The sequence below is a fragment of the Flavobacterium sp. J372 genome, assembly GCF_024699965.1.
Taxonomy (GTDB): Bacteria; Bacteroidota; Bacteroidia; order Flavobacteriales; family Flavobacteriaceae; genus Flavobacterium.
On the sequence record NZ_JAJOMZ010000004.1, the window covers coordinates 21386 to 46155 of the forward strand.

A 24770-nucleotide genomic window follows, 5' to 3' on the forward strand; every position below is an offset into this window, starting at 1 on the left:
TATAATTTTCATAGATATATTTAAATTTCGAAAGTTACCTATTAAAAAGCATACTATTGTTTAGTTTTACATGTTATTAGTAATTTTGAAAGCTTTTATCTGAAGATAATATGTACTTTCTTACACGTGAATTATATTTTCCCAATGTTGAAGAAGCCTCACCTGAAGGCCTGGTTGCCATTGGCGGCGATTTGAGCCCTGAACGTTTATTATTAGCATATCGTAACGGAATTTTTCCCTGGTTTGAAGATGATGAACCTATATTATGGTGGAGCCCGCCGGAGAGGATGGTACTCTTCTTCAATGAGCTGAAAATATCAAAAAGCATGCGCAACATACTAAACCGGGGGATGTTTACTATTACCTGTAATAAAGCGTTTCGCGAAGTTATAACAGCCTGCCGCCGTGTTGAGCGTGAAGGCCAGGATGGCACATGGATAACCGATGATATGGTTGATGCCTACTGCAGGCTACATGAATTGGGTGTAGCCCGGTCATATGAAGTCTGGTATGAAGATAAACTCGTAGGCGGCTTGTATGGGGTTGATATGGGCCATATCTTTTGTGGAGAGAGCATGTTTTCACTAATGCCAAATGCCAGCAAAGTGGCCTTTATAAAATTATCACGCGATTTACAAAAGCAAGGTTACAGGTTGCTTGACTGCCAGGTACATAATTCGCACCTTGAAAGCCTGGGCGCACGTGAAATACCAAGAAAGGAATTTATACGATACCTACGTTCAATATAACAATAAAAAAAGAGCCCTGATAAGAGGGCTCTTTTTAGTATTGAGATGGGTATTAATGGTGTAATACCTCTTCATTTTCTTTCATTGGTACGTTTTGCGGAACAAAATCGTCATCATGGCCAGGCTTGCTATAGTCATAAGGCCACCTGTAAACTTCAGGTATCTCGCCAGGCCAGTTACCGTGCATATGCTCAACCGGAGCTGTCCACTCAAGAGTGTTAGACCTCCAAGGGTTCATTGGTGCACGCTTACCACGGAATATGCTGTAGAAGAAGTTCCAAAGGAATACAAGCTGAAATGCTGCACCTATTATGGCAAACATCGTGATGATAACGTTTACGTCAGCAAGGTCGTCAAATAAAGGGAATGCAGTATTGGTATAATAACGCCTTGGCAATCCTGCCATACCTATAAAGTGCATTGGGAAGAATACACCGTAAGCACAAACCGCAGTTACCCAGAAGTGGATGTAACCAAGGTTTTTGTTCATCATACGGCCGAACATCCTCGGGAACCAATGGTAGATACCGGCAAACATACCGTAAAGTGCTGATATACCCATTACAAGGTGGAAGTGAGCTACCACAAAGTAAGTATCATGTACGTTAATGTCAAGCGTACTGTCACCAAGAATAATACCTGTAAGACCACCTGTAATGAACGTAGATACAAGGCCGATAGAGAAAAGCATTGCAGGGTTCATCTGCAGGTTACCCCTCCATAATGTTGTGATATAGTTGAAAGCTTTTACTGCAGAAGGTATAGCAATCAATAGCGTTGTAAATGTAAATACCGAGCCAAGGAACGGGTTCATACCCGAGATGAACATGTGGTGACCCCAAACAATTGTTGAAAGGAATGCAATGGCAAGTATTGACGCAATCATCGCGCGGTAACCAAAGATTGGCTTACGAGAGTTTGTCGCTATAATCTCTGATGTTATACCAAGAGCAGGAAGTAGTACAATATAAACTTCAGGGTGCCCAAGGAACCAGAAAAGGTGTTCAAACAATACCGGTGAACCTCCCTGGTAGTGAAGAACTTCACCAGCAATAAAGATGTCAGACAAGAAGAATGATGTACCAAAGCTTCTGTCAAACAGCAATAGCAATGCCGCAGAAAGAAGTACCGGGAATGATACGATACCGATTACGGCTGTAATAAAGAACGCCCATATTGTAAGTGGAAGGCGTGTCATTGACATACCTTTTGTACGAAGGTTGATTACTGTTACAACATAGTTAAGCGAACCCATCAGCGATGATGCAATGAAGATAGCCATTGACACCAACCATAGTGTCATACCGGCACCTGAACCGGGTATTGCCTGTGGCAATGCACTTAGCGGCGGATAAATTGTCCAACCTGCAGAGGCAGGGCCAGCTTCAACGAAAAGCGACATTACCATGATTACAGTTGATATAAAGAACAACCAGTAAGATATCATGTTCATAAAGCCTGATGCCATATCTCGCGCACCAATCTGCAACGGAATAAGAAGGTTACTGAATGTACCTGACAGTCCTGCCGTAAGTACAAAGAATACCATTATAGTACCGTGTATTGTAACAAGGGCAAGGTAAATATCGTTACGCATTACACCATTTGGTGCAAATTTTTCACCAAGAAGCACTTTGAAAATCCCGAAAGATTCTTCTGGCCACGCAATCTGCATACGGAATAATATTGACATCATGATGCCTATCACACCCATTATAATACCGGTGATAAGATATTGCTTGGCAATCATCTTATGGTCAATACTAAAGATGTACTTTGTTATAAAAGTATCTTTATGGTGGTGATGATCATGAGCATCGTGGTGACCGTGTTCTTCGTGACCGTGTATTTCGTGTCCTACTGCTGACATATTTCTTTAATTTGAATATATTTTAAAAGAATTATTTTTTTTGCGTTTGTGCTGCTATTGGCTTATCAGCTTTAACTGCTGCTGTATCACTGCAGGTTCAGCTGGTGTAGTTTCAGTAGCCGGTGCTGCAGCTTCTTTTTTAGATTCAGCCACAGCAGCTGCAAGAGTCTGCTTTTCGCTTAACCATTTATTGAAATCTTTCTCTTCATCAACAACAAGCTTCATTTGCATGTTATAGTGTGATGCGCCACAAATCTTGTTACATAGCAGAAGATAATCAAAAGTATATGGGTCAAGTGCTGACTGTCCTTTTGCAACAAGCTCGCTGGACTTTTTAGATCTTATCTCATTAATATGAGCCACTTTTTCCATTATTGCAGGATCTTCACGCATTTCTTCAGTAGTTAAAGTCGGCGTAAATGCAAACTCAGTAACCATACCCGGCACAACGTTCATCTGTGCCCTGAAGTGAGGCATGTATGCTGAGTGAAGTACGTCTTGTGAACGGAACTTGAAGATCACCTTTTTACCTTTTGGTATATGTAATTCAGTAGCTGTAATATCATCTTGCGCGTTTGGATCGCTCATGTCAACACCCATAGTGTTTACGCCATCAATATACCTTACATTAGCTTTGCCTAAAGTGCGGTCTTTACCTGCATAACGTACTTCCCAGCTAAATTGCTTAGCGTAAACTTCTACATATATAGCATCGTTATTCTCATCTTCAATGAACATGATGTTTGTCCAGGCAAGCATACCGTAAAGGATAAGGCCGGCAAGAACAATTACAGGAATAATTGTCCAGATAAATTCAAGCCTGTCATTATCTGCAAAATAGAAAGCTACATTACCTTGCTTACCACGGTATTTAAATGCAAAGTAGTGAAGAAGAAACTGTGTAACAATCTGTACAAAGAAAATAAGACCCATCGAGATAGCCATTAGCCTGTCATACTCCGGGCCGTGCTCTGAAGCAGGAGTGCCAAGAGTAAGATGTCCCCATTTCCAAAGCGAATATATAGTAACGATGTAGATGAAGCCAACAAAGGCAAACATCAGGTAGCCATTTACATTATTATCCCTGTCATTAGCCACCTCAGAGTTCTCTGCATAAGTAGCCGTACCTAATTGAGTCAGGTGGAAAATTTTAGTTAACTGCCATATTGCAATGCCTAATAAAACTAAAACTATAATTACCAATAAACTTGTCATTTGTTTATTACTTTAAATATTAATAATGAAAATGCTTACTTTCCTCAAGGTACGGGTTGCGTTTCAGCATAAGCGGAGCTTTTGTAAGCGCTGTAAACACAACAAATATGAATAAACCAAGGAAGAACAGTATTGCTCCTATTTCGCCTGCACCTATAAACCACTGGTCACCTACTGTAGCCGGCATAATCATGTTGAAGAAGTCAATATAGTGGCCGCAAAGTATTACGATACCCGCCATAACCACGATCCATGTAAGGCGTTTGAAGTCTGTATTTAATAATATTAGTACAGGGAACACAAAATTCATGGCAAGCATACCGAAGAATGGCAGGTTATACTTCTCTATACGCGTTACAAAGTATGTTACCTCTTCAGGTATGTTAGCATACCACATAAGCATGAATTGAGAGAACCAAAGATAAGTCCAGAAAATACTGATACCGAACATGAACTTAGCAAGGTCATGAAGGTGACTTGTATTTACATATTCAAGGTAGCCTTTAGACTTAAGGTAGATTGTTATCATGGCGATAGTTGTGATACCGCTCACAAAGAAGCTGGCAAATACATACCATCCGAACAGTGTACTGTACCAGTGCGGGTCAACCGACATGATCCAGTCCCAAGACATTATTGATTCAGTAACTATGAAGAATACAAGGAAAGCAGCCGACATCTTGAATGTCTTTTTGTACAGGCTGTCATCATTTGCATCATCATTAGCGATAGAGTTTCTCCTTGAAAGGAAACGGTACAGGTTCCATCCTGCAAGGAATATTACAGCCCTGATAAGGAAGAAAGGTATGTTTAAGTAACCTGATTTACCTTGTATAAGGTGGTCATGTGCTACAACATCTTTATCCATCCACACAAACAACCCATTATGACCGATGTGGAAACATGCGCAAAGCAACAGAACAAAAAATATGATAGAGCCTGGCAATAGGTAAGCCGTGATACCTTCCATAACCCTGAAAAGCATTGGCGACCATCCTGCCTGCGCAGCATATTGAATAGCATAAAAAGCAAGTACACCGAGAGATATCAACATGAAAAATATACACGCAACATATACAGCAGCCCAAGGCTTGTTCTGTAGTTGGTGAAGCACATGTTCAAGGTGCTTTTGGTGTGCGGCATGGTCAGCATGGGCATCGTGGCCTTCATGAGCGTGAGCTGCATGTTCTTCAGCAGTTTCACCTGCATGAGCATCATGGCCATGTGCATCGGCAGCATGGTTTTGGCCCATTTCAGTATGCGCTACGTTATCGTGAACATCCTGGTCAGCAGCCATATTTTGTGTAGTGTCAGCATTATGAGTTACAGGCTCATCAACAGAACCGGTAGTATGCTTCTCTATATTCTCGGCATGGTCCTGATTGTCATGAATTACATGATCAGTTGCGTTTTTTTGATTTGCTTCGGGAGCGTGAACTTCCTGAGTGGTCGCAGCTGTCGCATCAGGATGGTGTGAGGCTGCGCCATGCCCACCATGATGATCTTCCTGCTCCTTTAGTATTTTCTCAACGTCTTCAATGGTCTTTGGTGCAGTGAAAAAACTATAGCCAATCCCCAGGATACCTAATACCATCAGGATCACGGCGAAAGTTTTTAATCTACTTGAAAATGTGTACATATTTTATACTTTCAGTGTTCTACAATTATAATTCACTCCTTAGTTTCATCACATAAGCGGTAACCTGCCAACGCTCTTCCTGCGTAAGCTGGTTAGCATGCGACCCCATTGAGTTAAGTCCGTATGTAATTACGTGGAATACGCTTCCTTCAGTAATCTGCCTGTCTTTATAGTTAGGCACACCAAGGAATTTTTCCCTTTTTACAAGGTTGCCCTTGCCATCACCTTTATCACCGTGGCAAATAGCACAGTAAACAGTAAACAACTGCTCGCCTCTGGCCATATCAACCGAAGCAGTATCAAGAGGCGACTTAAGGTTAGCTTTTGCAAGCTCATACCCGGCAGTAGAGTTTTCATATTCATACGGTGTAAAGCCCCTTGGCACAGAGCCCTTCGCAGGCAGCTGGCCTTCTTTACCGTTCGGGAAAGCATCAGACTCAGCATATGTCTCGTATGCAACAGAGTGCTGCATGTTCGGGAAATATTGGTAGTTAGGCTCCTTTTTGTTGAAGCAGGCTGTAAAAGCCATTGAAAGGCCTGCCAGCATTGCTATTTTATATAACGCTTTCATATTCTGAATTAATGCTTTTCAATTACTTTGATTTCAACGGCCCCAGTATTTTCAAAGAAAGAAACCAACTGGTCAACGTCGCCATGTGCAGCAATCTCCATTAAAAAATGATCATCGGTTGTCCTTACATCAGGGTTTTCAGCTTTTTTAAAAGGCCAAAGCTTACTCCTCATGTAGAAAGTTATCACCATAAGGTGGGCAGCGAAGAATACTGTCATCTCAAACATTACCGGTACAAAAGCCGGCATATTCTGGATATAGCTGAAACTTGGCTTACCACCAATGTCCTGAGGCCAGTCAATAATCATGATGAAGCGCATCATGGTTACTGCAACGCTAAGGCCAACAAGGCCGTATAAGAATGAAGTAATAGCAATTCTTGTAGGTTCAAGGCCCATGGCTTTGTCAAGCCCGTGAACCGGGAATGGCGTATAAATCTCTTCAATGTGATGGTGTGCGGCGCGTGTTTTCTTTACTGCGTCCATCAGCACGTCATCGTCATTGTATAATACATGTAAAACTTTATTACTCATATCTTAATGATGATTATGTTCTGTTGAATGATTGTCGTGGCCATGGCCGTGGTCACCTTCAAGTTCCCTTTTTCTTTTGTAGTTTTCACTTGAAGATTTCATGATAGACTTAACTTCTGCCTGTGCGATTACAGGGAATGTCCTTGAGTAAAGAAGGAACAATACAAAGAAGAAACCTATTGTGCCAATATAGAAACCAGCATCTACAAAAGTTGGCTGGAACATTGTCCATGATGATGGCAGGTAATCCCTGTGAAGTGAGGTCACGATAATTACGAAACGTTCAAACCACATACCTATGTTCACAACAAGAGAGATGATGAATGATGCCATGATGCTCGTCCTGATCTTTTTGAACCACATTACCTGCGGAGAGATAACGTTACATGTCATCATCAGCCAGTATGACCACCAGTAAGGACCTGTAGCCCTGTTAAGGAAGGCGTACTGCTCATACTCAACACCTGAATACCATGCTACGAAAAGCTCAGTTATATAGGCAATACCTACAATTGAACCCGTGATCATGATAATAATGTTCATTAACTCAATATGCTGTATTGTAATGTATGCTTCAAGGTTTGATACCTTCCTCATGATGATAAGAAGCGTGTTTACCATCGCGAATCCTGAGAAGATTGCACCGGCAACGAAGTAAGGAGGAAGGATTGTGGTGTGCCAGCCCGGTATAACCGATGTAGCAAAGTCAAATGATACGATGGTGTGTACCGAAAGTACGAGTGGCGTTGCAAGGCCTGCAAGTACAAGTGAAACTTCTTCAAAACGCTGCCAGTCTTTTGCGCGGCCGCTCCATCCGAAGCTTAGTATTGAGTATACCCTTTTAGTGAATGGCGTCAGCGCCCTGTCGCGAAGCATCGCAAAGTCAGGAAGAAGGCCTGTCCACCAGAATACAAGCGAAACTGAAAGGTATGTTGAAATCGCAAAAACATCCCAAAGAAGCGGTGAGTTAAAGTTAACCCAAAGTGACCCGAACTGGTTAGGGATTGGAAGTACCCAAAATGCCAGCCATGGGCGACCCATGTGGAATACAGGGAATAAACCTGCCTGAACTACTGAGAATATTGTCATCGCTTCCGCAGAGCGGTTGATAGCCATCCTCCATTTCTGGCGGAATAACAATAGTACAGCAGAGATAAGTGTACCTGCGTGGCCAATACCTACCCACCAAACGAAATTGGTAATATCCCAGGCCCAGCCGATTGTTTTATTTAAACCCCATGCTCCGATTCCCGTTGCAACTGTGTAAGCCACACAAGCTACACCCCAAAGGAAAGCTGCAAGTGCAATAGAGAACGCAATCCACCATTGCCTGTTTGCCCTGCCTTCCACCGGACGTGCAACGTCAACCGTTACATCGTGGAAATTTTTATCACCTATAATTAAAGGTTTTCTAATGGGTGCTTCGTAATGAGACGACATAATCCTTTATATTGTTTCTTATTATTAATAATTCCTGCTTAGGTATTCCTTACTTTAACCTGGAAGAATACATTCGGTTTTGTACCTATGTGCTCAAGAAGGTGATACATCCTTTCATCTTCCTTAAGTTTTGTAACTGTATCTTCAGGGTTGTTAATATCACCAAATACAAGTGCACCGGTGCCACAAGCTTCTGAACATGCAGTGTAGAACTCATCTTTCATAACCGGACGGCCTTCCCTTTTCGCTTTAAGGATGGTAGCCTGGGTCATTTGAATACATAGTGAACATTTCTCCATAACGCCTCGTGAACGTACGTTTACATCAGGGTTAAGTACCATACGGCCAAGGTCATTGTTCATGTGGTAGTCAAACTCTTCGTTCTTGTTGTATAAGAACCAGTTGAAACGACGTACTTTATAAGGACAGTTGTTTGCACAGTAACGTGTACCAACGCAACGGTTATATGCCATGTGGTTTTGGCCCTGGCGGCCGTGTGATGTTGCAGCAACCGGGCAAACAGTTTCACAAGGTGCGTGGTTACAGTGCTGGCAGAATACCGGCTGGAAAACAACCTGCGGATTTTCAGACGGGCTCTCAAGCCCATTGAACTTATCGATAGAATCCATAAGTCCGTTAGCGCTTTCTTTAGTCTTAACGTCTCCGGCAAAAGTATCTTCAGATGAATAATACCTGTCAATACGCAGCCAGTGCATATCACGGCTTCTTCTCACTTCACTTTTACCAACTACCGGTACGTTGTTTTCAGCGTGGCAAGCGATAACACATGCGCCACAACCTGTACAGGCGTTAAGGTCGATTGAAAGGTTGAAGTGGTGGCCTACCGTACGGTCAAATGATTCCCAAAGGTCAACCGTCGCAGCAGGAACTTCATTATGGTCTAAAGACACAACAGGAACAACGTTCCATTCGCCCGCATCTTTAGTATTAAATATTTCAAGCGTGGTTTCTTTAACAATATCACCCCTTCCCATCAGCGTTCTCTGCAGCTGTACGCAGGCAAACTCATGGTCTCCTGCTTCAACAGAAAGCTTAGCTGTCTGGTGGGCGTTAAAATTGTCATATATAGTGTAGGCATTAACACCTACCATCATTTCTTCTTTTATAGACTCTTTGCGGCCGTAACCCAAAGAAAGTCCTGCAGTTCCCCTTGCCTGCCCCGGCTGTATAATTACCGGAACTTTTTCAATCTTCTTGCCGTTAACTTCTACAGTAACATAGCTGCCGTTAAGGCCGCCGTTTGCCACGTTGTAGTTTTCAAGCTTAAGGCGTTCAGCATCGTATTTAGAAACTGTTATATAGTTATCCCATGAAACCCTTGTAACCGGGTCCGGGAATTCCTGAAGCCATGGGTTGTTTGCCTGCTGGCCGTCACCTATACCTACTTTAGTATAAAGGGTTAACTCGAGACTATCTCCGGCCGCAGATTTAGCCTGTGCAAGCTTTTGTGCAGCTGCGCCAAAACCACCGGCATTTGCAGAAGCTCCGCCTGTCACCTCACTCATGGCAACACCATCGTGAACCAGCTGGTTCCAGGTTTTACCTGTGAAGAAAACTGTTGATGAAGCTTTAAGGTAATCGTAGTATGATTGTGGATTACCACTCCATGAAAGAAGCGCATCCTGTATTTGTCTTGTATTAAAAAGAGGGCGGATTGTTGGCTGCATGATGCTGTAATGTCCTTTTGACATACTTACATCACCCCATGACTCAAGGTAGTGAGGGGCTGCAGCAGCAATAGTACAATGCTTAGCGGTTTCATCATTCTTCATTGTAAAGTCTACAGAAAGCTTCACTTTCTTGAGCCCGTTTACAAAATCACCACTATTTGGCATTGTATAAACCGGGTTAACACCGCTCATGATTAGCGTGCTAACTGCACCGGCATTCATATCTTTTACAAGCTGGGCAACTGCCTTAGCATCGCCTTTGCGTACCATACGGGCACCTGCAGGGTTGAAAGCCTGAGACTGTAGTGCGCTGTTTATGGCAAGAACCAGCATTTGCGCGTCAACATCATCAAGGCCAGATACAAGAACACCTCTTGAACCGGCAGCTTTTAATTGCTGCGCAGCAGTTGCAACAGCAGCATCATAGGTTTTATTTACAGCAGGAACACCAACTGATGAACCTGTAACGATATTGTATATCTTAACCAGCGCATGCTTTTGCTCAGTAACTGTAAGCGGAATACGCTTATCAGCATTAGCGCCTGTAAGAGACATGTTCGACTCTATCTGGATGTGCTTAGACATCTTGCCGTTCTTAGGGATACGGCGTAATGAATATCCTGATTCATAATCACCGCCCTGCCAGTCGCCAAGGAAATCAGCCGAAACAGAAACTACAACATCAGCTTTAGAGAAATCATAATCAGCAAGTGCCCTTTCGCCGTAAACAGCCTGGAAAGCATCAAGCGCTGTAGACACTGAAACAGCATCATAAACAACATGCCTGAAGTTAGAATACTTTGCACCAAACTCAGCGATAAGCTTATCTGTTGACGGGCTTGCCATAGTGTTTGTAAGAAGCACTACCTGGCCACCACCTTGGCCAAGGCCTGATTTTACGCGGGCATCAACCTCTTCCCATGAAGCAGGCTTCCCTGCAATCATTGGCTCTTTCAGGCGAAGGCTGTCATACATTGACAGTACAGAAGCATACACTCTTGCGTTGGCACCCTTCTTTGAACCCGGAAGATAATTATTCTCAACCTTGATAGGCCTGCCCTCACGGGTCTTTACTAGTATATTTGCGAAATCGAAACCATCCGCCATTGTAGTTGCATAGTAATCTGCAACGCCCGGGATGATTTCTTCCGGCTGAACAACATAAGGTATAGACTTGATAACCGGCCCCTCACACGCAGCAAGTGACGCTGCAGCAGTACTGAACCCGACATATTTCAAAAAGTCACGACGGCTTGTAGATGAAGATGAAAGCGCTTCCTTATCACCAAGAAATTCATCTGTAGGAATTTCTTCAGCAAACTCGTTGTTTCTTAGCGTCTCAACAATAGAGCTGTTTTCATTCAGCTCTTCAACACTTTGCCAGTATTTTTTGTTTGATGCCATTTGTATATAGATATTAGCTTCTTTAATTTATTAATAGTGACATTTACCACACTCGGTACCACCCATGTTGGCAGCAGTAAGCTTTTGTACGCCATATTTTTTGGCAAGCTCATCGTGGATTTTCTTGTAGTAGTCGTTGCCTTCCACCTTCACGTCTGTTTCGCGGTGGCAATTGATACACCAGCCCATAGTTAACGGAGAGTGCTGCTTCATTACCTCAAAAGTTTCAACCGGGCCGTGGCATGTCTGGCACTCTACACCTGCAACTGAAACGTGCTGTGCATGGTTGAAGTAAACAAAATCAGGAAGATTGTGTATCCTTACCCATTTAACCGGCCTTTGCTTGCCTGTATACTTTTGCGCAGCCGGATCCCAGCCTACAGCAGCATATAGCTTTTTAATTTCACCCGTGTAGAATTCTTTTGAATATTCCACATACGTTGAGTCTTTATCACCGGCAAACTCTGAAATGTTTTTGTGGCAGTTCATACACACGTTAAGCGACGGGATGCCTGAGTGCTTGCTTACCCTTGCAGATGAGTGACAGTATTTACAATCAATTCCGTTATCACCGGCGTGTATTTTGTGAGAGAAGTGTATCGGCTGTATCGGCTCATACCCCTGGTCAACACCTACCTGCATTAGGTAACCATACCCAAGGTATGCAGCGCTAAGCATCAGTAAGATTACAGTAACCAATACAAGGAACTGGTTTTTAGCATAAGCCCTCCAAAGAGAGATAGTAGGTTCTTTCTCGATAACTACACCATTTGAAGAAGTAACCCTCTTAAGCGTTTTGGTAACAAGGAACAACATTATGATAAGCACCGCAAGCACAAGCACAAGCGCACCAAGAATAAGGTTGTTTGATATACCGCCTTCAGCAGAAGCACCACCTGCATTTGCAGCACCAGCAGAAGCCCCTGCTGCAGCCTGTTCTTTAGGCATTGAAGTATACGCGAGAATATTGTCGATATCGGCATCCGTAAGCTGCGGGAACGGCGTCATCACTGAATTATTGTTTTCAGCAAATAACTTTACCGCCACCGGATCTCCAGATTTGATCATCTCACTGCTGTTGCGAATCCATTTACCAAGCCAGGCGCGATCATGCTTTTCAGCAACACCCCTCAGCGCAGGGCCGGTTGCCTTAGCATCAAGCTTGTGACAAGCCGCACACAGCGTATTAAAAAGCTCTTTACCTTTTGCAGCATCGCCAGCTCCGGCAGCAGGCGCAGCAGCAGCATCGCCGGCAGGTGCAGGCGCAGCAGCAGCGGCTTCAGCAGTTGGAGCTGCAGCTTCCTGGGCAAAAGATGAAAGAGAAAACGTTAGGGATAGCGCCAGACAGAAAAGTAAATTTCTTGTAAACGAATTATGGTTACCCACTTTTTTCATATTAAAAATGATTATCGACTTTGTTTTGGTACAGTTTTTTCAGGTATAGCCTACGAAAACCACACTTTTTAAAAACTCCCACAAAAATACGACTTAAGAATTATTCTCAAACCTTAAATAATCCTTAACATATAATTTATAATCTTTCTAAATAAATATAGTCTGGGCGTTCACAATAATAAATTGTATTTTTGCGTTAAACATCAGTATTTTATGAAAATTTCAAGAATTGCAGCCCTGTTTTTTGTAAGCGGATTCTGCTTCATCTCAACCCAAAAAAGTTTTGCACAAACAGGTAATAGCGCTGTTGTGCAGGATAATCGCTTTGAACAGCTTTTAGCTGATAAAAGAAAGATAAACCCTACGATTACAGTTAACGATAAATATAAGATACAGATATTTTACGGGGATAATGAGAAAGCCCGTAAAACACTTTCTGAATTTAAAAGGGAATTTAAAACTATTGACGGCACTATAATATTTGCTAGCCCTACCTACAAAGTATGGGTTGGCAGCTATAAATCACGTATAGATGCCGAGCGGGCACTGAAAGATATCCAGCGTAAGTATCCCTATGCACTGCTTATTAAACCAAACAAATAGAAATAAAAAAATCCGCTCATTGAGCGGATTTTTTTATGTATTCACTTAAGATTACTTAAGCGTTTTCTTTACTTCAACTTCCTGGTAAGCTTCAATAATATCAAGCTGTTGGATGTCGTTATAGTTCTTAACCTGCATACCGCAGTCATACCCTTTAGATACTTCCTTCACATCATCTTTAAAGCGTTTCAGCGCAGCAAGTTCACCTGTATAAATCACTACACCGTCACGGATAAGCCTTATCTTAGAGTTCCTGAATATCTTACCATCTGTAACCATACAACCTGCAATGGTACCCACTTTTGATATCTTGAATATCTCACGGATTTCGGCAGTACCGGTAACTTCTTCCTTCATTTCCGGAGAAAGCATACCTTCCATCGCATCCTTCACATCATCAATTGCATCGTAAATGATAGAGTAGTTCCTGATGTCAATTTCCTCTTTATCGGCAAGCTGCTTGGCATTTGCCATAGGGCGAACGTTGAAGCCGATGATGATGGCATCTGAAGCTGACGCAAGCAATACGTCTGACTCTGTTATCGCACCAACACCTTTGTGAATGATATTGATCTGGATCTCTTCTGTTGAAAGCTTAGAGAATGAATCTGAAAGCGCTTCAACCGAACCGTCCACGTCACCTTTAAGAATTATGTTAAGTTCTTTAAACTGGCCAAGGGCAATACGCCTTCCAATTTCGGCAAGCGTAATGTGCCTTTGCGTACGTACGCTCTGCTCGCGCATAAGCTGTGTACGCTTGGCAGCAATCTGCTTCGCTTCCCTTTCATCTTCAAATACGCTGAATTTATCACCCGCTGTCGGCGCACCGTCAAGTCCTAATATAGATATAGGCTGAGATGGCCCCGCTTCCTTAACATTGTGTCCGCGCTCATCGTGCATTGCCTTAATCTTACCGTGATGCTTACCAGCAAGCACATAGTCGCCAATGCGCAGTGTACCGGCTTGTACTAGCACTGTAGAAACATATCCGCGCCCTTTGTCAAGAAACGCTTCAACAACCGTACCCACAGCGGCTTTATCAGGGTTAGCCTTAAGGTCAAGAAGTTCAGCCTCAAGCAACACTTTTTCAAGAAGGTCTTTTACGCCAAGCCCTGTTTTAGCAGAGATGTCGTGAGACTGTATTTTACCGCCCCAGTCTTCAACCAATAGGTTCATACCGGCAAGGCGCTCTTTAATCTTTTCAGGGTTTGCAGCAGGCTTATCCACCTTGTTTATCGCAAAGATAATAGGCACACCCGCAGCCTGTGCGTGGTTTATCGCTTCCTTCGTCTGTGGCATGATGTCATCATCCGCCGCAATTACAATGATAGCAATATCGGTAACCTGTGCACCACGGGCACGCATAGCGGTAAACGCTTCGTGGCCCGGTGTATCAAGGAAGGTAATTTTCTGGCCATTATCAAGGGTAACACCGTATGCACCAATGTGCTGGGTAATACCACCTGATTCGCCCGCAATCACGTTCTCTTTACGAATGTAGTCAAGAAGTGACGTCTTACCGTGGTCAACGTGTCCCATTACCGTAACAATTGGGGCACGGTGCTGAAGGTCTTCCTCACGGTCTTCAACCACTTCCATTGCCTCCTCAATATCGGTAGTGATAAATTCAACCTCATAGCCAAATTCGTCCGCCACAATACTAAGCGTTTCAGCATCAAGCCTCTGGTTCATGGTTACCATGATACCAAGCGACATACATACCGAAATTACTTTTGTAATAGGCACATCCATCATGGTAGCAATCTCACCTACGGTAACAAACTCTGTTACTTTCAGCGTTTTGCTTCCTTCGTCAAGCATTCTTTGCTCATCGTCAGATTTCTGGCGGTGGCTGTCACGCTTGTCCCTTCTGTATTTCGCGGCTTTAGATTTGCTGCCTTTACCTTGCAGCTTCTCTAAAGTTTCACGAATCTGGTTTTTAACTTCTTCTTCAGTAGGCTCAACCTTGGCAGTAATAAGCGGCCTTCCGGTGCCTGTACCTTTACCAAAGCCCGGTTTGTTAGGCCCGAATTTACCGGTTCCTGTGCGCTGGCCCTGCTGCCCGCCGCCTTGTGCAGGAGCGCCCGGCTGACCAGGTTTTGGCGGTATGCGCTTACGCTTGTTTTTATTATTATTGTTATTGTTTGCGCTGTTCGGCTGTATGGCAGGCCCTTTCTTAGGGTCTTCCTTCTTCTTCTTCTCGAACTGCGAAAGGTCAATCTTCGCACCTGAGAAAGTAGGGCCGGTAAGCTTCTGGTACTGGGTAGTAATCCTTTCTTCTTCCTGGCCTTCCGGTCCTGAAACAGCAGCAGGAGTTTCAGGCTGCTTCACTTCCTGAACTTTTTCAGGTTTTGGCTGCTCAGCCTCTTTTGCAGGAGCTTCTTCTTTTACAGGCTCCGCTTTTTCTGCTTTTACAGGTTCAGCTTTTGGCTGTACAGGTTCAGCCGGCTTGTCTGAAGGAGTTTCTGGCTGTGCCTTTTTAGGATTAAGGTCTATCTTGCCGACAGCCACAGGGCCAGACAATGATGCTTTGGCACGAACCACTTCCTGCCTCTGGCGTTCTTCATCCTGCCTGCGCTTTTCTTCAATTTCGCGTTCCCTTTCAATCCTGAGCGCCTCCTTCTCCTTCCTCTTCTCTTCGCTCACTTCCAGCGATGCAGTCTTGTTGCCCCTGTCGGCAGAAAACTGGTTGAACAGGGCGCTATACTCTTCGTTGGATATTTTGGCGTTTGGGCTCGCATCTATAGTGTGGCCTTTCTCTTTCAGAAAGTCCACGGCCCTGTCCAGCGAAATGTTTAGTTCCCTTAAAACTTTATTAATTCTTATTACTCTTTCTTCAGACATACAATCTTTTTAATTTATCTACTAAGTCGTGTTGTTGTATTGTTGCAGTTATGCCTAATCTTCAAATTCTTCTTTCAATATCCTCATCACATCCTGGATGGTTTCTTCCTCAAGGTCGGTACGCCTTACAAGGTCAGCCACATCCTGGTTCAGTACGCTTCGGGCAGTATCAAGGCCTATTTTTGCAAATTCCTCAATAACCCAGGCCTCAATTTCATCAGAGAATTCTGTCAGTTCAACATCTTCATCTTCAGCAGGGCTTCCTTCACGTATCACATCAAGCTCATACCCTGTAAGCAGTCCGGCAAGCTTAATGTTATGCCCGCCGCGGCCAATAGCCTTAGACACTTCCTCAAGTTTCAGGAACACATCTGCCCTGTGGTTTTCTTCATCAATTTTGATTGATGAAACCTTCGCAGGACTCAAAGCTCTTGAAATAAGAAGCTGCGTATTTGTTGTATAGTTGATAACATCAATATTCTCATTACCAAGCTCACGAACGATGCCGTGGATGCGTGAACCTTTCATACCAACGCAGGCTCCCACGGGATCTATCCTGTCATCATAAGAGTCAACCGCTACTTTAGCCTTCTCGCCCGGTATCCTTACCACTTTCTTTACCATGATAAGCCCGTCAAACACTTCAGGTATTTCCTGCTCGAATAATTTCTCAAGGAATTTCTCCGATGTACGTGACATTATGATTTGCGGCTTATTCCCTTTAAGCTCAACATTTTCAATGATTCCGCGAACATTATCTCCCTTGCGAAAGAAGTCGCTTGGTATCTGCTTTTCTTTCGGAAGCACTATTTCATTGCCCTCATCATCCACCAAAATTACGGCTTTAGGCCTTACGTGGTGAACTTCAGCGGTATAAATATCACCAATAAGGTCTTTAAACTGCTTGTAAAGGTTGGTATTATCGTGCTCATGAATCTTAGAGATAAGGTTTTGGCGCAATGCAAGTATCGCCCTGCGGCCAAGCTGGATAAGCTTCACTTCTTCAGAAACATCTTCACCCACTTCAAAGTCAGGCTCTATTTTACGGGCTTCAGAAAGTGATATCTCGCTGTTTTCATCTTCAACCTCGCCATCGGCAACCACTACACGGTTCCTCCAAATCTCCATATCTCCTTTATCAGGGTTAATGATGATGTCGAAGTTATCGTCAGACCCGTATTTTTTCTTCAGTGCATTTCTAAATACATCTTCAAGGATCGCCATCAGCGTTACGCGATCTATAAGCTTATCATCTTTAAACTCTGAAAACGACTCAATTAATGCGATATTTTCCATACCAACTTCAGTTTACTTTTTTTAAAATATTATTACAACAACTGCTTCAATTATATCCGCATAGGGTATTTCAGCCCTTTTTTTCACGGTTTCTTTTCCTTTTCCTATTTGCTTAGGCTCTCGCGCTTTCCACTCGAGCACTATAAAATCGTCATTAGCGCCAGTAAGCTGCGCCTCAATGGTTTCTGTGGCAGTCTTTACCTTCAGCGTCCGGCCAACATTTTTCTTGTACTGGCGCTTGTCTTTCAGCGGGCTTGTTGCCCCTGCCGAAGCCACTTCAAGTGCAAAATCATGCTCTTCCCTGTCAAGGTTATGCTCAATGGCACGGCTTACATCAATGCAATCCTGCAGCGTAACGCCATTATCACCATCAAGGGTTACTATTATCTTTCCTGCATCACTTACAGAGAAGTCTGTCAAAAACAGCGAAGGACGCTCATCGAGCGCCGTATCAAGAAGGCTTTTTACCTTTTCTTTAAACGTCATATGCTATAAAAAGAGGGGACTATCTGTCCCCTCATTATTTAGTTTTTAGTAAATAACTCTGCAAATATACGAATATTTTTAAATATTGAAAATCATAGGATAATGTAAAAATATTTGCTAACTTTATTGTATTAATTTTTCTGCCAATTTCTTGTTAAATTAACCATACAAACTATATGAAACGAATTCTTGTACCCACCGATTTTTCTGACCACGCTGTACACGCCCTAAAAGTTGCCGCACAAATTGCCCGCGATAATGACGGCGAGATATACCTGCTGCACATGCTTGAGCTGCCAAACCAGGCTGGTGATGCCATAGGCTCTGGCACTGATATACCTGAAATCATGTTCTTTATGGAAAAGGCCCGCGAACTTTTTGAAGACATCAAGAACGAGCCTTACCTGCAAGGCATTGAAGTGACAGAACTCATACATTTTGAACGTGCTTTTGACGGCATCATAAAAATTTCTAAAAAGAATAATGTTGACCTTATCGTTATGGGCTCTCATGGTGCAAGCGGTTTTAAAGAGATGTTCATTGGCTCTAACACTGAGAAAGTTGTCCGCACGAGCGATATCCCCGTACTTGTTATCAAGCGCGAAGAGCAGGCTTTCAATCCTGATAAGATGGTATTTGCTTCAGATTTCAGCGATGAGATAAAGAAACCGTTTGCCAAAGTTGTTGACTTCGCTAACAGCTTTAACGCCAAACTCCACCTGGTTTACATCAATACGCCGAATGATTTCCGCTCTACCCACGCCGCTGAAAAGATCATACACAATTTTGCCGCAGGCTTCCAGTTCAGGAACGGCTACACAGCCCACATTTACAATGATGTAAACGTTGAGAAAGGAATACTGCATTTTGCCAACAGCGTTAATGCGGACCTGATTGGCATGTGCACCCACGGCCGCAAAGGGCTTGCCCACTTCTTCAACGGCAGCATTAGTGAAGATTTGGTGAACCATGCAGTAAGGCCTGTGGTAACCTTCAGGATTTAAAAAACACTTGATTACAAGGCACAAAAAAACCTCTCATTGCTGAGAGGTTTTTTGTTGGTCTACTAGGACTCGAACCTAGAATGACTGAACCAAAATCAGTAGTGTTACCATTACACCATAGACCAATTGCATGTTTGCGGGTGCAAATGTAGCACATAAAATTTTTATTCCAAATTTTTGCTGCAAAAAATATTAAAAAAATCCTTTCGCCGTTGTAAGGCAGAATGTTACTGTTTCAGGTATTTTACAGCTTCTTCCAAAATCTCTTATTAAAATAGCGAAGCTTCACCAAATTACGTAAAAAAACAGTTTCTTTGCAGTTATCAATCATGAACATACTCCTTACATGACGACATTCAATTTTAAAAAGTGGGACACCATAACAGGGTGGGCCGTTTTTGCCATTGCACTGATTGTTTACACACTTACCGTAGAGCCCACCATGAGCTTTTGGGATGCAGGCGAATATATTGCCACAGCTGCCAAGCTTGAAGTAGGCCACCCGCCGGGAGCGCCTCTTTTCCAGATGATTGGGGCATTCTTTGCAAGCTTTGCCTTTGGAGATGAGACAAAAATTGCATTGATGGTAAATATGGTGTCGGTGTTCTCGAGCGCCTTTACCATATTGTTCATGTTTTGGTCGTCAACCATTATCCTTCGTAATCTTGTAAGCCGTTTTTCTGAGCTTACAAAAGATAATCTTGTAATGATTTTAGGCGCCTCGGCCGTTGGGTCGCTCGCCTTTACTTTTTCAGACAGTTTCTGGTTTAATGCCGTTGAAGCCGAGGTGTATGCCATGGCATCACTTTTCATTGCCATTTTGCTTTGGCTTGGCCTGCGCTGGGAGATGGAAATGCATACACCGCGCGGCAACAAGTGGCTGCTTATCATATCATTGGTTGTGGGCCTTTCATTCGGGGTACACTTTATGGCGCTATTGGCCATCCCGTCAATAGGGTTTATTTACTTCTTTAAAAATCACGAAAAAGTTACGGTTAAGAATTTCATCATTGCCAATATAATAATCGTAGCCATACTCCTATTTATATTCAAACTACTATTGCCATATACCATGGCACTTTTCGGGAAGACTGAAATCTTCATGGTAAACAGCCTGGGCATGCCTTTCAATTCCGGAACCATATTTATGGTACTGGTTATTGTGGCATTCTTTTACTTCGGGCTACAGTACACCAAAAGAAAAAATCTCCCTGTATATAATACAGGCTTGCTTTGCGTACTGTTCATATTGATTGGATTCTCTACATGGATGATGCTGCCAATACGTGCCAATGCCAATGTGGTAATTAACGAGAACCGCCCCAGTGATGCCGCCGAGGTACTTGCCTACTACAACAGGGAACAATACGGTGAGCAAAAGCTTTTTTATGGCCCTATGTATACAGACGAATATGCAGGACTTGATAAAGTCAGGCCTTATGAAGATGAAAAGCCTAACTACCAGCGAAACTATGCCACCGGCAAATATGATATTGTAAACAATTTTAAGAATGCCAAGCAAAATACAGATGATGCACACAAAGGCTTTATGCCACGCCTTTGGAGTACAGACCATGCTGTGAACTATATGAGTTTCACCAGCCCGCCGAAGTTCAGGATAGACCCGGGATATTCTTTTGAGCGCGAATTACGCCAGTACGGACTTCCGCTTGAGCAGATGAGCGATGAGGAAATAAGCAATGCCATGGCACAAGTGCGCGGTGAGATTGAAAACATTGTTGCCGATTTCCGTAATGCTTACGCCTCAAGGCAGGTGAGCCTTGACCAGTACCATAAATTCCTAAAAAGCTACGGGCAGTACCTTATTGTAGAAAAACCTTCACTGGGCGAGAACCTGCAGTATATGTTTGAATACCAGTTTGGCTACATGTACTGGCGTTACCTTATGTGGAACTTTGTAGGCCGCCAGGATGATGTGCAGGGACGCTATGACAAACTGCACGGCAACTGGATAAGCGGAATTGGTTTTATTGATGAGATGCATGTTGGCAACCAAAGCAAACTCTCAAGTGACCAACTAAACAACAAAGGCCGTAATGTATATTACTTCCTTCCGTTCATTCTAGGATTAGTGGGTATCGCATTCCACGTGAAGCGAGACCTGAAGAGTTTTTACGTATTACTCGCGCTTTTCCTGTTTACCGGCCTTGCGCTTAAGATATACCTGAACGAAAGGCCGTTTGAGCCGCGTGAACGCGATTATGCGCTGGTAGGTTCCTTCTATGTATTCGCGATATGGATAGGCCTTGGCGTGTACGCAATTTATGATGGTATAAAGAAATACCTGCAGCCGAAAATTGCAGGGCCTGTTGTACTTGCTGTTACAATGCTGGCCGCGCCCGTGCTTATGGCTGCCCAAAACTGGGATGATCATGACCGCAGCAATAAATATACTGCATTGGCAATGGCGAAAGCGTACCTTTCATCATGCGATAAAAATGCAATACTATTTACAATTGGCGACAATGACACCTTCCCGCTGTGGTATGCCCAGGAGATTGAAGGCTACCGTACCGATGTTCGTATTGTAAACACCAGCTTGTTTATGACCGACTGGTATGCCGACCAGATGAAGGCTAAAGCGTATGAAAGTGAAGGTATGCCGATTACTTTTACGCACAAGCAGTACCAGCAGGGTACACGTGATTATATGCTTCATACCGGTGAAATGGAAGACCGCTGGGATTTGAAGACTTTCCTTCAATTCCTTGCTTCTGAAGATCCGCGTGCGAAGAAAGAGCTGAACAACGGCCACATGGTTAACTACTACCCTACCAACAAAGTGAGGTGGAATATTGATAAGAACGCTGTTATTGCTTCTAAACAGGTGAACCCTAAAATGTATGATTCTATTGTACCATACATTGATATTGATATTAAAGGTGATGCCCTGTACAAGAACCGCATGCTGATGCTCGACATTTTGTACAACAACAACTGGAAACGACCTGTGTACTTTACCGGAGGCAGCTTTGGCGATGATGATTACCTGTGGATGAAAGACTACCTGCAGCTTGACGGCATGGTATACAAGCTGGTGCCGGTACACACACCGATACCAAAAGGGGGCAGCCCGCTTGATATGGGTATGATTGATGCAGATAAAATGTATGATATTGTGATGAGCTGGGATTGGGGCAACAGTGAGAGCCCGGATATTTACCACGACCCGGAAACACGCAAGAACAGCATAAACTACCGCACCAACCTGGCAAGGCTTATGGAAACCCTTATAAACGAGGGCAAGAAAGATAAGGCAAAAAAAATCATTGAACTGGCAATGACAAAAATGCCGATCGATTATTATGGCTACTACACGCTTGTTGAGCCTTTTGCCGCGGGTTACTATGAGTTGGGCGAACCTGAAAAAGCGCGTGACATTTTAAAGAAACTGGTGACTAAGTACCATGAAAGCCTCGATTTCTATAAGAGCCTTGATATTCAGGACCAGATTACATACCGCGAAGAGATTGAAACGGATATTGAGCGTTACAGAAGCCTGCTGATAATTATGGAAGAACGTGACCCGGCATATTATGAGGCATCAAAAGCTGTTTTCAATACATACAACCAAAAGTTTAAACAGTTTGGGCGCCCGAACGAGTAAGCTTTAAATCACTATATTTGAAGGTGCGGTTACAGCCGCACCTTTTTTATTACTATGAAGTTATACTGGGTAAAAACAGGCAGGATAGTTAAGAGGCTCTTTGGAGGCTACGTATGGAGCTTTCCTGTAAAAGATAAAGTTGCCTACCTTACTTTTGATGACGGCCCAACACCTGAAGTAACTGATTTTGTGCTTGATGTGCTTTCACAGCACAATATTAAAGGTACATTCTTCTGTATCGGGAACAACATTGAGAAACATCCTGACATTTTTCAACGGGTTATTGACGCTGGTCATACTATTGCCAATCATACATATAACCACCTCAACGGCTGGAAGACAAGCTTTGACAGCTATATAAAGAATGTTAGACAATGTGAGGAAAGCATTTTAAGCCGATATACAGGATTTATTCCCAACAAGCTATTTCGTCCGCCGTATGGAAAAATCAAAGCCTCACAAGCCCGTACATTATGTAAACAAGGCTACAGGATAATAATGTGGGATGTTTTAAGCGCCGACTTCGACCAGACCATTTCACCTGAGCAATGCCTGCAAAATGTAGTACGAAATGTACAGCCCGGAAGCATAATCATCTTCCATGACAGTATAAAAGCGTCAGTAAACATGCAATATGCATTACCACGCGCAATAGAAATACTAAAAGAAAAAGGATTTCGGTTTGAGCCTATAGCTGCTCCTGAACCAGCCCGATGATGGTGTTGGCATCAAGCTCACCGCTTTGGCGCCAGACCATCTGCCCGTCTTTATAAATCATAAGTGTAGGCAGTCCTTTGATGCGAAGTGCATCAGCCAGCTCCTGGTTTTTGTCAACATCAATTTTTATCACTTTAGCCTTATCGCCAAGGGCAGCAGCTACGTCTCTTATCACCGGGTGCATAGATACAGAAGGCTCATTCCACTCTGTGTAAAAATCAATAAGCACAGGCACATTGGAGTTTATAAGTTCGCCAAATTTTGACATAAATTGAAAGTTTAAAACCGTTTTAAAAGCTTAATTTTTCGGAAATGTAATACAAATATAACATTTTCCGAAAATTACACAGCTTTTTCGCCTTTTTTAGTTCCAGCACTGTAATTTCAGGCCAGATACCTGTACGGCCTGAATAAGCATGGAAGCCGAAGCCCCGGTTTACATATAAATTCCTGCCAAGGTTCTCATACAATCCTGCCCACTGTTTGTACACGTACTGTACAGGGCTCCATTTCAGGAATCCCGGAATCTCGATACCAAACTGCAGGCCATGTGTATGCCCGCTTAGGGTAAGATGGTAGTTATCAGGATGATTCTTCACCTCATATTCCCAATGTGACGGATCATGGCTCATAAGTATTTTAAAGTCTTTATGATCAAGCCCTTGCGATGCCAGCTTAAGGTCGCCCGCTTTTTTAAAATTGTGCCCCCAGTTTTCAACACCTACCAGATGAATTGCCTGTCCGTCCTTTTCAAGCTTTACATTCTCATTCAGCAACAGCTTAAACCCTATCTGCGGATGCAGGTTTTTAATGGCTTTAAAGTTCTGCTCTTTCTCCTGCCATGAATTCCATTGCAGGTATTCGCCATAATCATGATTGCCCAGTACAGAGAACTTACCGAATTCAGGCGTTTCTATTTTATTGAATGTTTCAATCCACGGCATCATTTCATCGGCATGGTTGTTCACTATATCACCGGTAAACAGAACCACATCGCTTTTCTGCTCATTAATCATATCAATGGCATGGGCTATTTCGCCTGCATCGTCAAAACTACCACTGTGTATGTCACTGATGTGTGTTAGTGTAAAACCGTCAAAATTCTCAGGGAGATCAGGATAATACAAAGTCTTCTTAATCACCTTATAATTGTACTTACCTTTTGTCATTCCGTAAATAAGTGACAGGAACGGTATTGCGGCAATACCAAGCGCAATCTGTGTTACAAACTTGCGCCTTTCTACCAGAAACGTTTCCTGTTTAGTGCCCGCAAATGCACGAATGATGCCACCTCCCACACGGAAAATATCCTCCCCTAAAAGAAAAAACGCGATAATCATCTTCGGTAGGACGGTGAGCAGTATCAGCCCCATGGCAAACATGCTTTGGCGTGTTTGGCCCTTGCTACGATCAAACTGCGTGAAAGAATATATTATATAACCGATAATAGCAAGCGATATTAAAACGTAGGCCCACTGTATCCAGCGTGTTTTGGTAAGGGTGCGCACAGCGAGAAAGGTATATATTTCGCCAAGTACAATGGCAGCCAGAAGGAAGATAAGAATACGGCGCATGTAGGAATGTTTTTGCAAAGTAACGAATAACACGCGCTTTTGTAACAGCGGTTTATGCAAATTTAACATCGGCTGTGTTTTGGGAGAATCTGATGTGCATTTTATGGCTGG

At 43.2% G+C, this 24770-nt stretch carries 18 protein-coding genes and 1 tRNA gene; 5 read left to right on the forward strand and 14 right to left on the reverse strand.

What is annotated here, in order from left to right; genetic code table 11:
• The first annotated feature begins 110 nt into the window (after nt 1-110).
• The gene (gene aat, locus LRS05_RS00520) at nt 111-749 is read left to right on the forward strand and encodes a leucyl/phenylalanyl-tRNA--protein transferase (RefSeq protein WP_257866522.1); all 639 of its coding nucleotides are present in this window, start codon (nt 111-113) and stop codon (nt 747-749) included.
• A gap of 52 nt (nt 750-801) precedes the next feature.
• On the opposite strand, the gene LRS05_RS00525 is transcribed toward aat, so the two are convergent.
• The 8 genes from LRS05_RS00525 to LRS05_RS00560 all read right to left on the reverse strand — a co-directional run bounded on the left by LRS05_RS00525 (nt 802) and on the right by LRS05_RS00560 (nt 12507).
• Nucleotides 802-2619 carry a cbb3-type cytochrome c oxidase subunit I gene (locus LRS05_RS00525; RefSeq protein WP_257866523.1) on the reverse strand — a complete coding sequence of 606 codons (1818 nt, stop codon included), beginning with the start codon at nt 2617-2619 and terminating at the stop codon, nt 802-804.
• Nucleotides 2620-2673: 54 nt separating this feature from the next.
• Nucleotides 2674-3834 carry a cytochrome c oxidase subunit II gene (locus tag LRS05_RS00530; protein WP_257866524.1) on the reverse strand — a complete coding sequence of 387 codons (1161 nt, stop codon included), beginning with the start codon at nt 3832-3834 and terminating at the stop codon, nt 2674-2676.
• Between the two features lie 19 nt (nt 3835-3853).
• A complete protein-coding gene (locus LRS05_RS00535) occupies nt 3854-5428 on the reverse strand; it encodes a quinol:cytochrome C oxidoreductase (RefSeq protein WP_374707780.1) in 1575 nt (524 codons plus the stop codon).
• 70 nt (nt 5429-5498) lie between these two features.
• Nucleotides 5499-6044, reverse strand: a complete 546-nt coding sequence (locus tag LRS05_RS00540; protein WP_257866526.1) for a cytochrome c — start codon at nt 6042-6044, stop codon at nt 5499-5501.
• Nucleotides 6045-6052: 8 nt separating this feature from the next.
• Nucleotides 6053-6577 (reverse strand): DUF3341 domain-containing protein, encoded by a 525-nt coding sequence (locus tag LRS05_RS00545; RefSeq protein WP_257866527.1) that lies wholly within the window; start codon nt 6575-6577, stop codon nt 6053-6055.
• Between the two features lie 3 nt (nt 6578-6580).
• Complete coding sequence (gene nrfD / locus LRS05_RS00550; protein WP_257866528.1) at nt 6581-8017, reverse strand: NrfD/PsrC family molybdoenzyme membrane anchor subunit; 1437 nt, start codon at nt 8015-8017, stop codon at nt 6581-6583.
• Nucleotides 8018-8055: 38 nt separating this feature from the next.
• Nucleotides 8056-11112 carry a TAT-variant-translocated molybdopterin oxidoreductase gene (locus LRS05_RS00555; RefSeq protein ID WP_257866529.1) on the reverse strand — a complete coding sequence of 1019 codons (3057 nt, stop codon included), beginning with the start codon at nt 11110-11112 and terminating at the stop codon, nt 8056-8058.
• A 30-nt stretch (nt 11113-11142) separates the two neighbouring features.
• Entirely contained in the window at nt 11143-12507 is a 1365-nt protein-coding gene (locus LRS05_RS00560) for a c-type cytochrome (protein WP_257866530.1), read from the reverse strand.
• A gap of 213 nt (nt 12508-12720) precedes the next feature.
• Between LRS05_RS00560 and LRS05_RS00565 the strand changes: the two genes are divergently transcribed.
• Nucleotides 12721-13110 (forward strand): SPOR domain-containing protein, encoded by a 390-nt coding sequence (locus LRS05_RS00565; RefSeq protein WP_257866531.1) that lies wholly within the window; start codon nt 12721-12723, stop codon nt 13108-13110.
• Between the two features lie 51 nt (nt 13111-13161).
• Here LRS05_RS00565 and infB read toward each other — a convergent pair whose 3' ends face one another.
• Genes infB through rimP form a run of 3 tightly spaced genes read right to left on the reverse strand, consistent with a single transcriptional unit; the run spans nt 13162 to nt 17736 of the window.
• Nucleotides 13162-15954, reverse strand: coding sequence for a translation initiation factor IF-2 (infB, locus tag LRS05_RS00570; protein ID WP_257866532.1), 2793 nt, complete (start codon nt 15952-15954; stop codon nt 13162-13164).
• Between the two features lie 54 nt (nt 15955-16008).
• A complete protein-coding gene (gene nusA, locus LRS05_RS00575) occupies nt 16009-17250 on the reverse strand; it encodes a transcription termination factor NusA (RefSeq protein ID WP_257866533.1) in 1242 nt (413 codons plus the stop codon).
• Between the two features lie 21 nt (nt 17251-17271).
• A complete protein-coding gene (gene rimP, locus LRS05_RS00580) occupies nt 17272-17736 on the reverse strand; it encodes a ribosome assembly cofactor RimP (protein WP_257866534.1) in 465 nt (154 codons plus the stop codon).
• A gap of 176 nt (nt 17737-17912) precedes the next feature.
• On the opposite strand from rimP, the gene LRS05_RS00585 reads away from it, so the two are divergent.
• Nucleotides 17913-18740 (forward strand): universal stress protein, encoded by an 828-nt coding sequence (locus LRS05_RS00585; RefSeq protein WP_257866535.1) that lies wholly within the window; start codon nt 17913-17915, stop codon nt 18738-18740.
• Nucleotides 18741-18794: 54 nt separating this feature from the next.
• Here the strand turns inward: LRS05_RS00585 and LRS05_RS00590 are convergent.
• Nucleotides 18795-18865, reverse strand: a tRNA-Gln gene (locus LRS05_RS00590).
• 221 nt (nt 18866-19086) lie between these two features.
• Here LRS05_RS00590 and LRS05_RS00595 point away from each other — a divergent pair.
• Both LRS05_RS00595 and LRS05_RS00600 read left to right on the forward strand, forming a co-directional pair.
• Nucleotides 19087-22368, forward strand: coding sequence for a DUF2723 domain-containing protein (locus LRS05_RS00595; RefSeq protein ID WP_257866536.1), 3282 nt, complete (start codon nt 19087-19089; stop codon nt 22366-22368).
• A gap of 54 nt (nt 22369-22422) precedes the next feature.
• Nucleotides 22423-23085 carry a polysaccharide deacetylase family protein gene (locus LRS05_RS00600; protein WP_257866537.1) on the forward strand — a complete coding sequence of 221 codons (663 nt, stop codon included), beginning with the start codon at nt 22423-22425 and terminating at the stop codon, nt 23083-23085.
• Here LRS05_RS00600 and LRS05_RS00605 read toward each other — a convergent pair.
• On the reverse strand, nt 23057-23353 hold the full coding sequence (locus LRS05_RS00605) for a co-chaperone YbbN (protein ID WP_257866538.1): 297 nt from the start codon (nt 23351-23353) through the stop codon (nt 23057-23059). The genes LRS05_RS00600 and LRS05_RS00605 overlap by 29 nt on opposite strands.
• Before the next feature lie 22 nt (nt 23354-23375).
• Nucleotides 23376-24659, reverse strand: coding sequence for a metallophosphoesterase (locus LRS05_RS00610; protein ID WP_257866539.1), 1284 nt, complete (start codon nt 24657-24659; stop codon nt 23376-23378).
• Between the last annotated feature and the right edge of the window lie 111 nt (nt 24660-24770).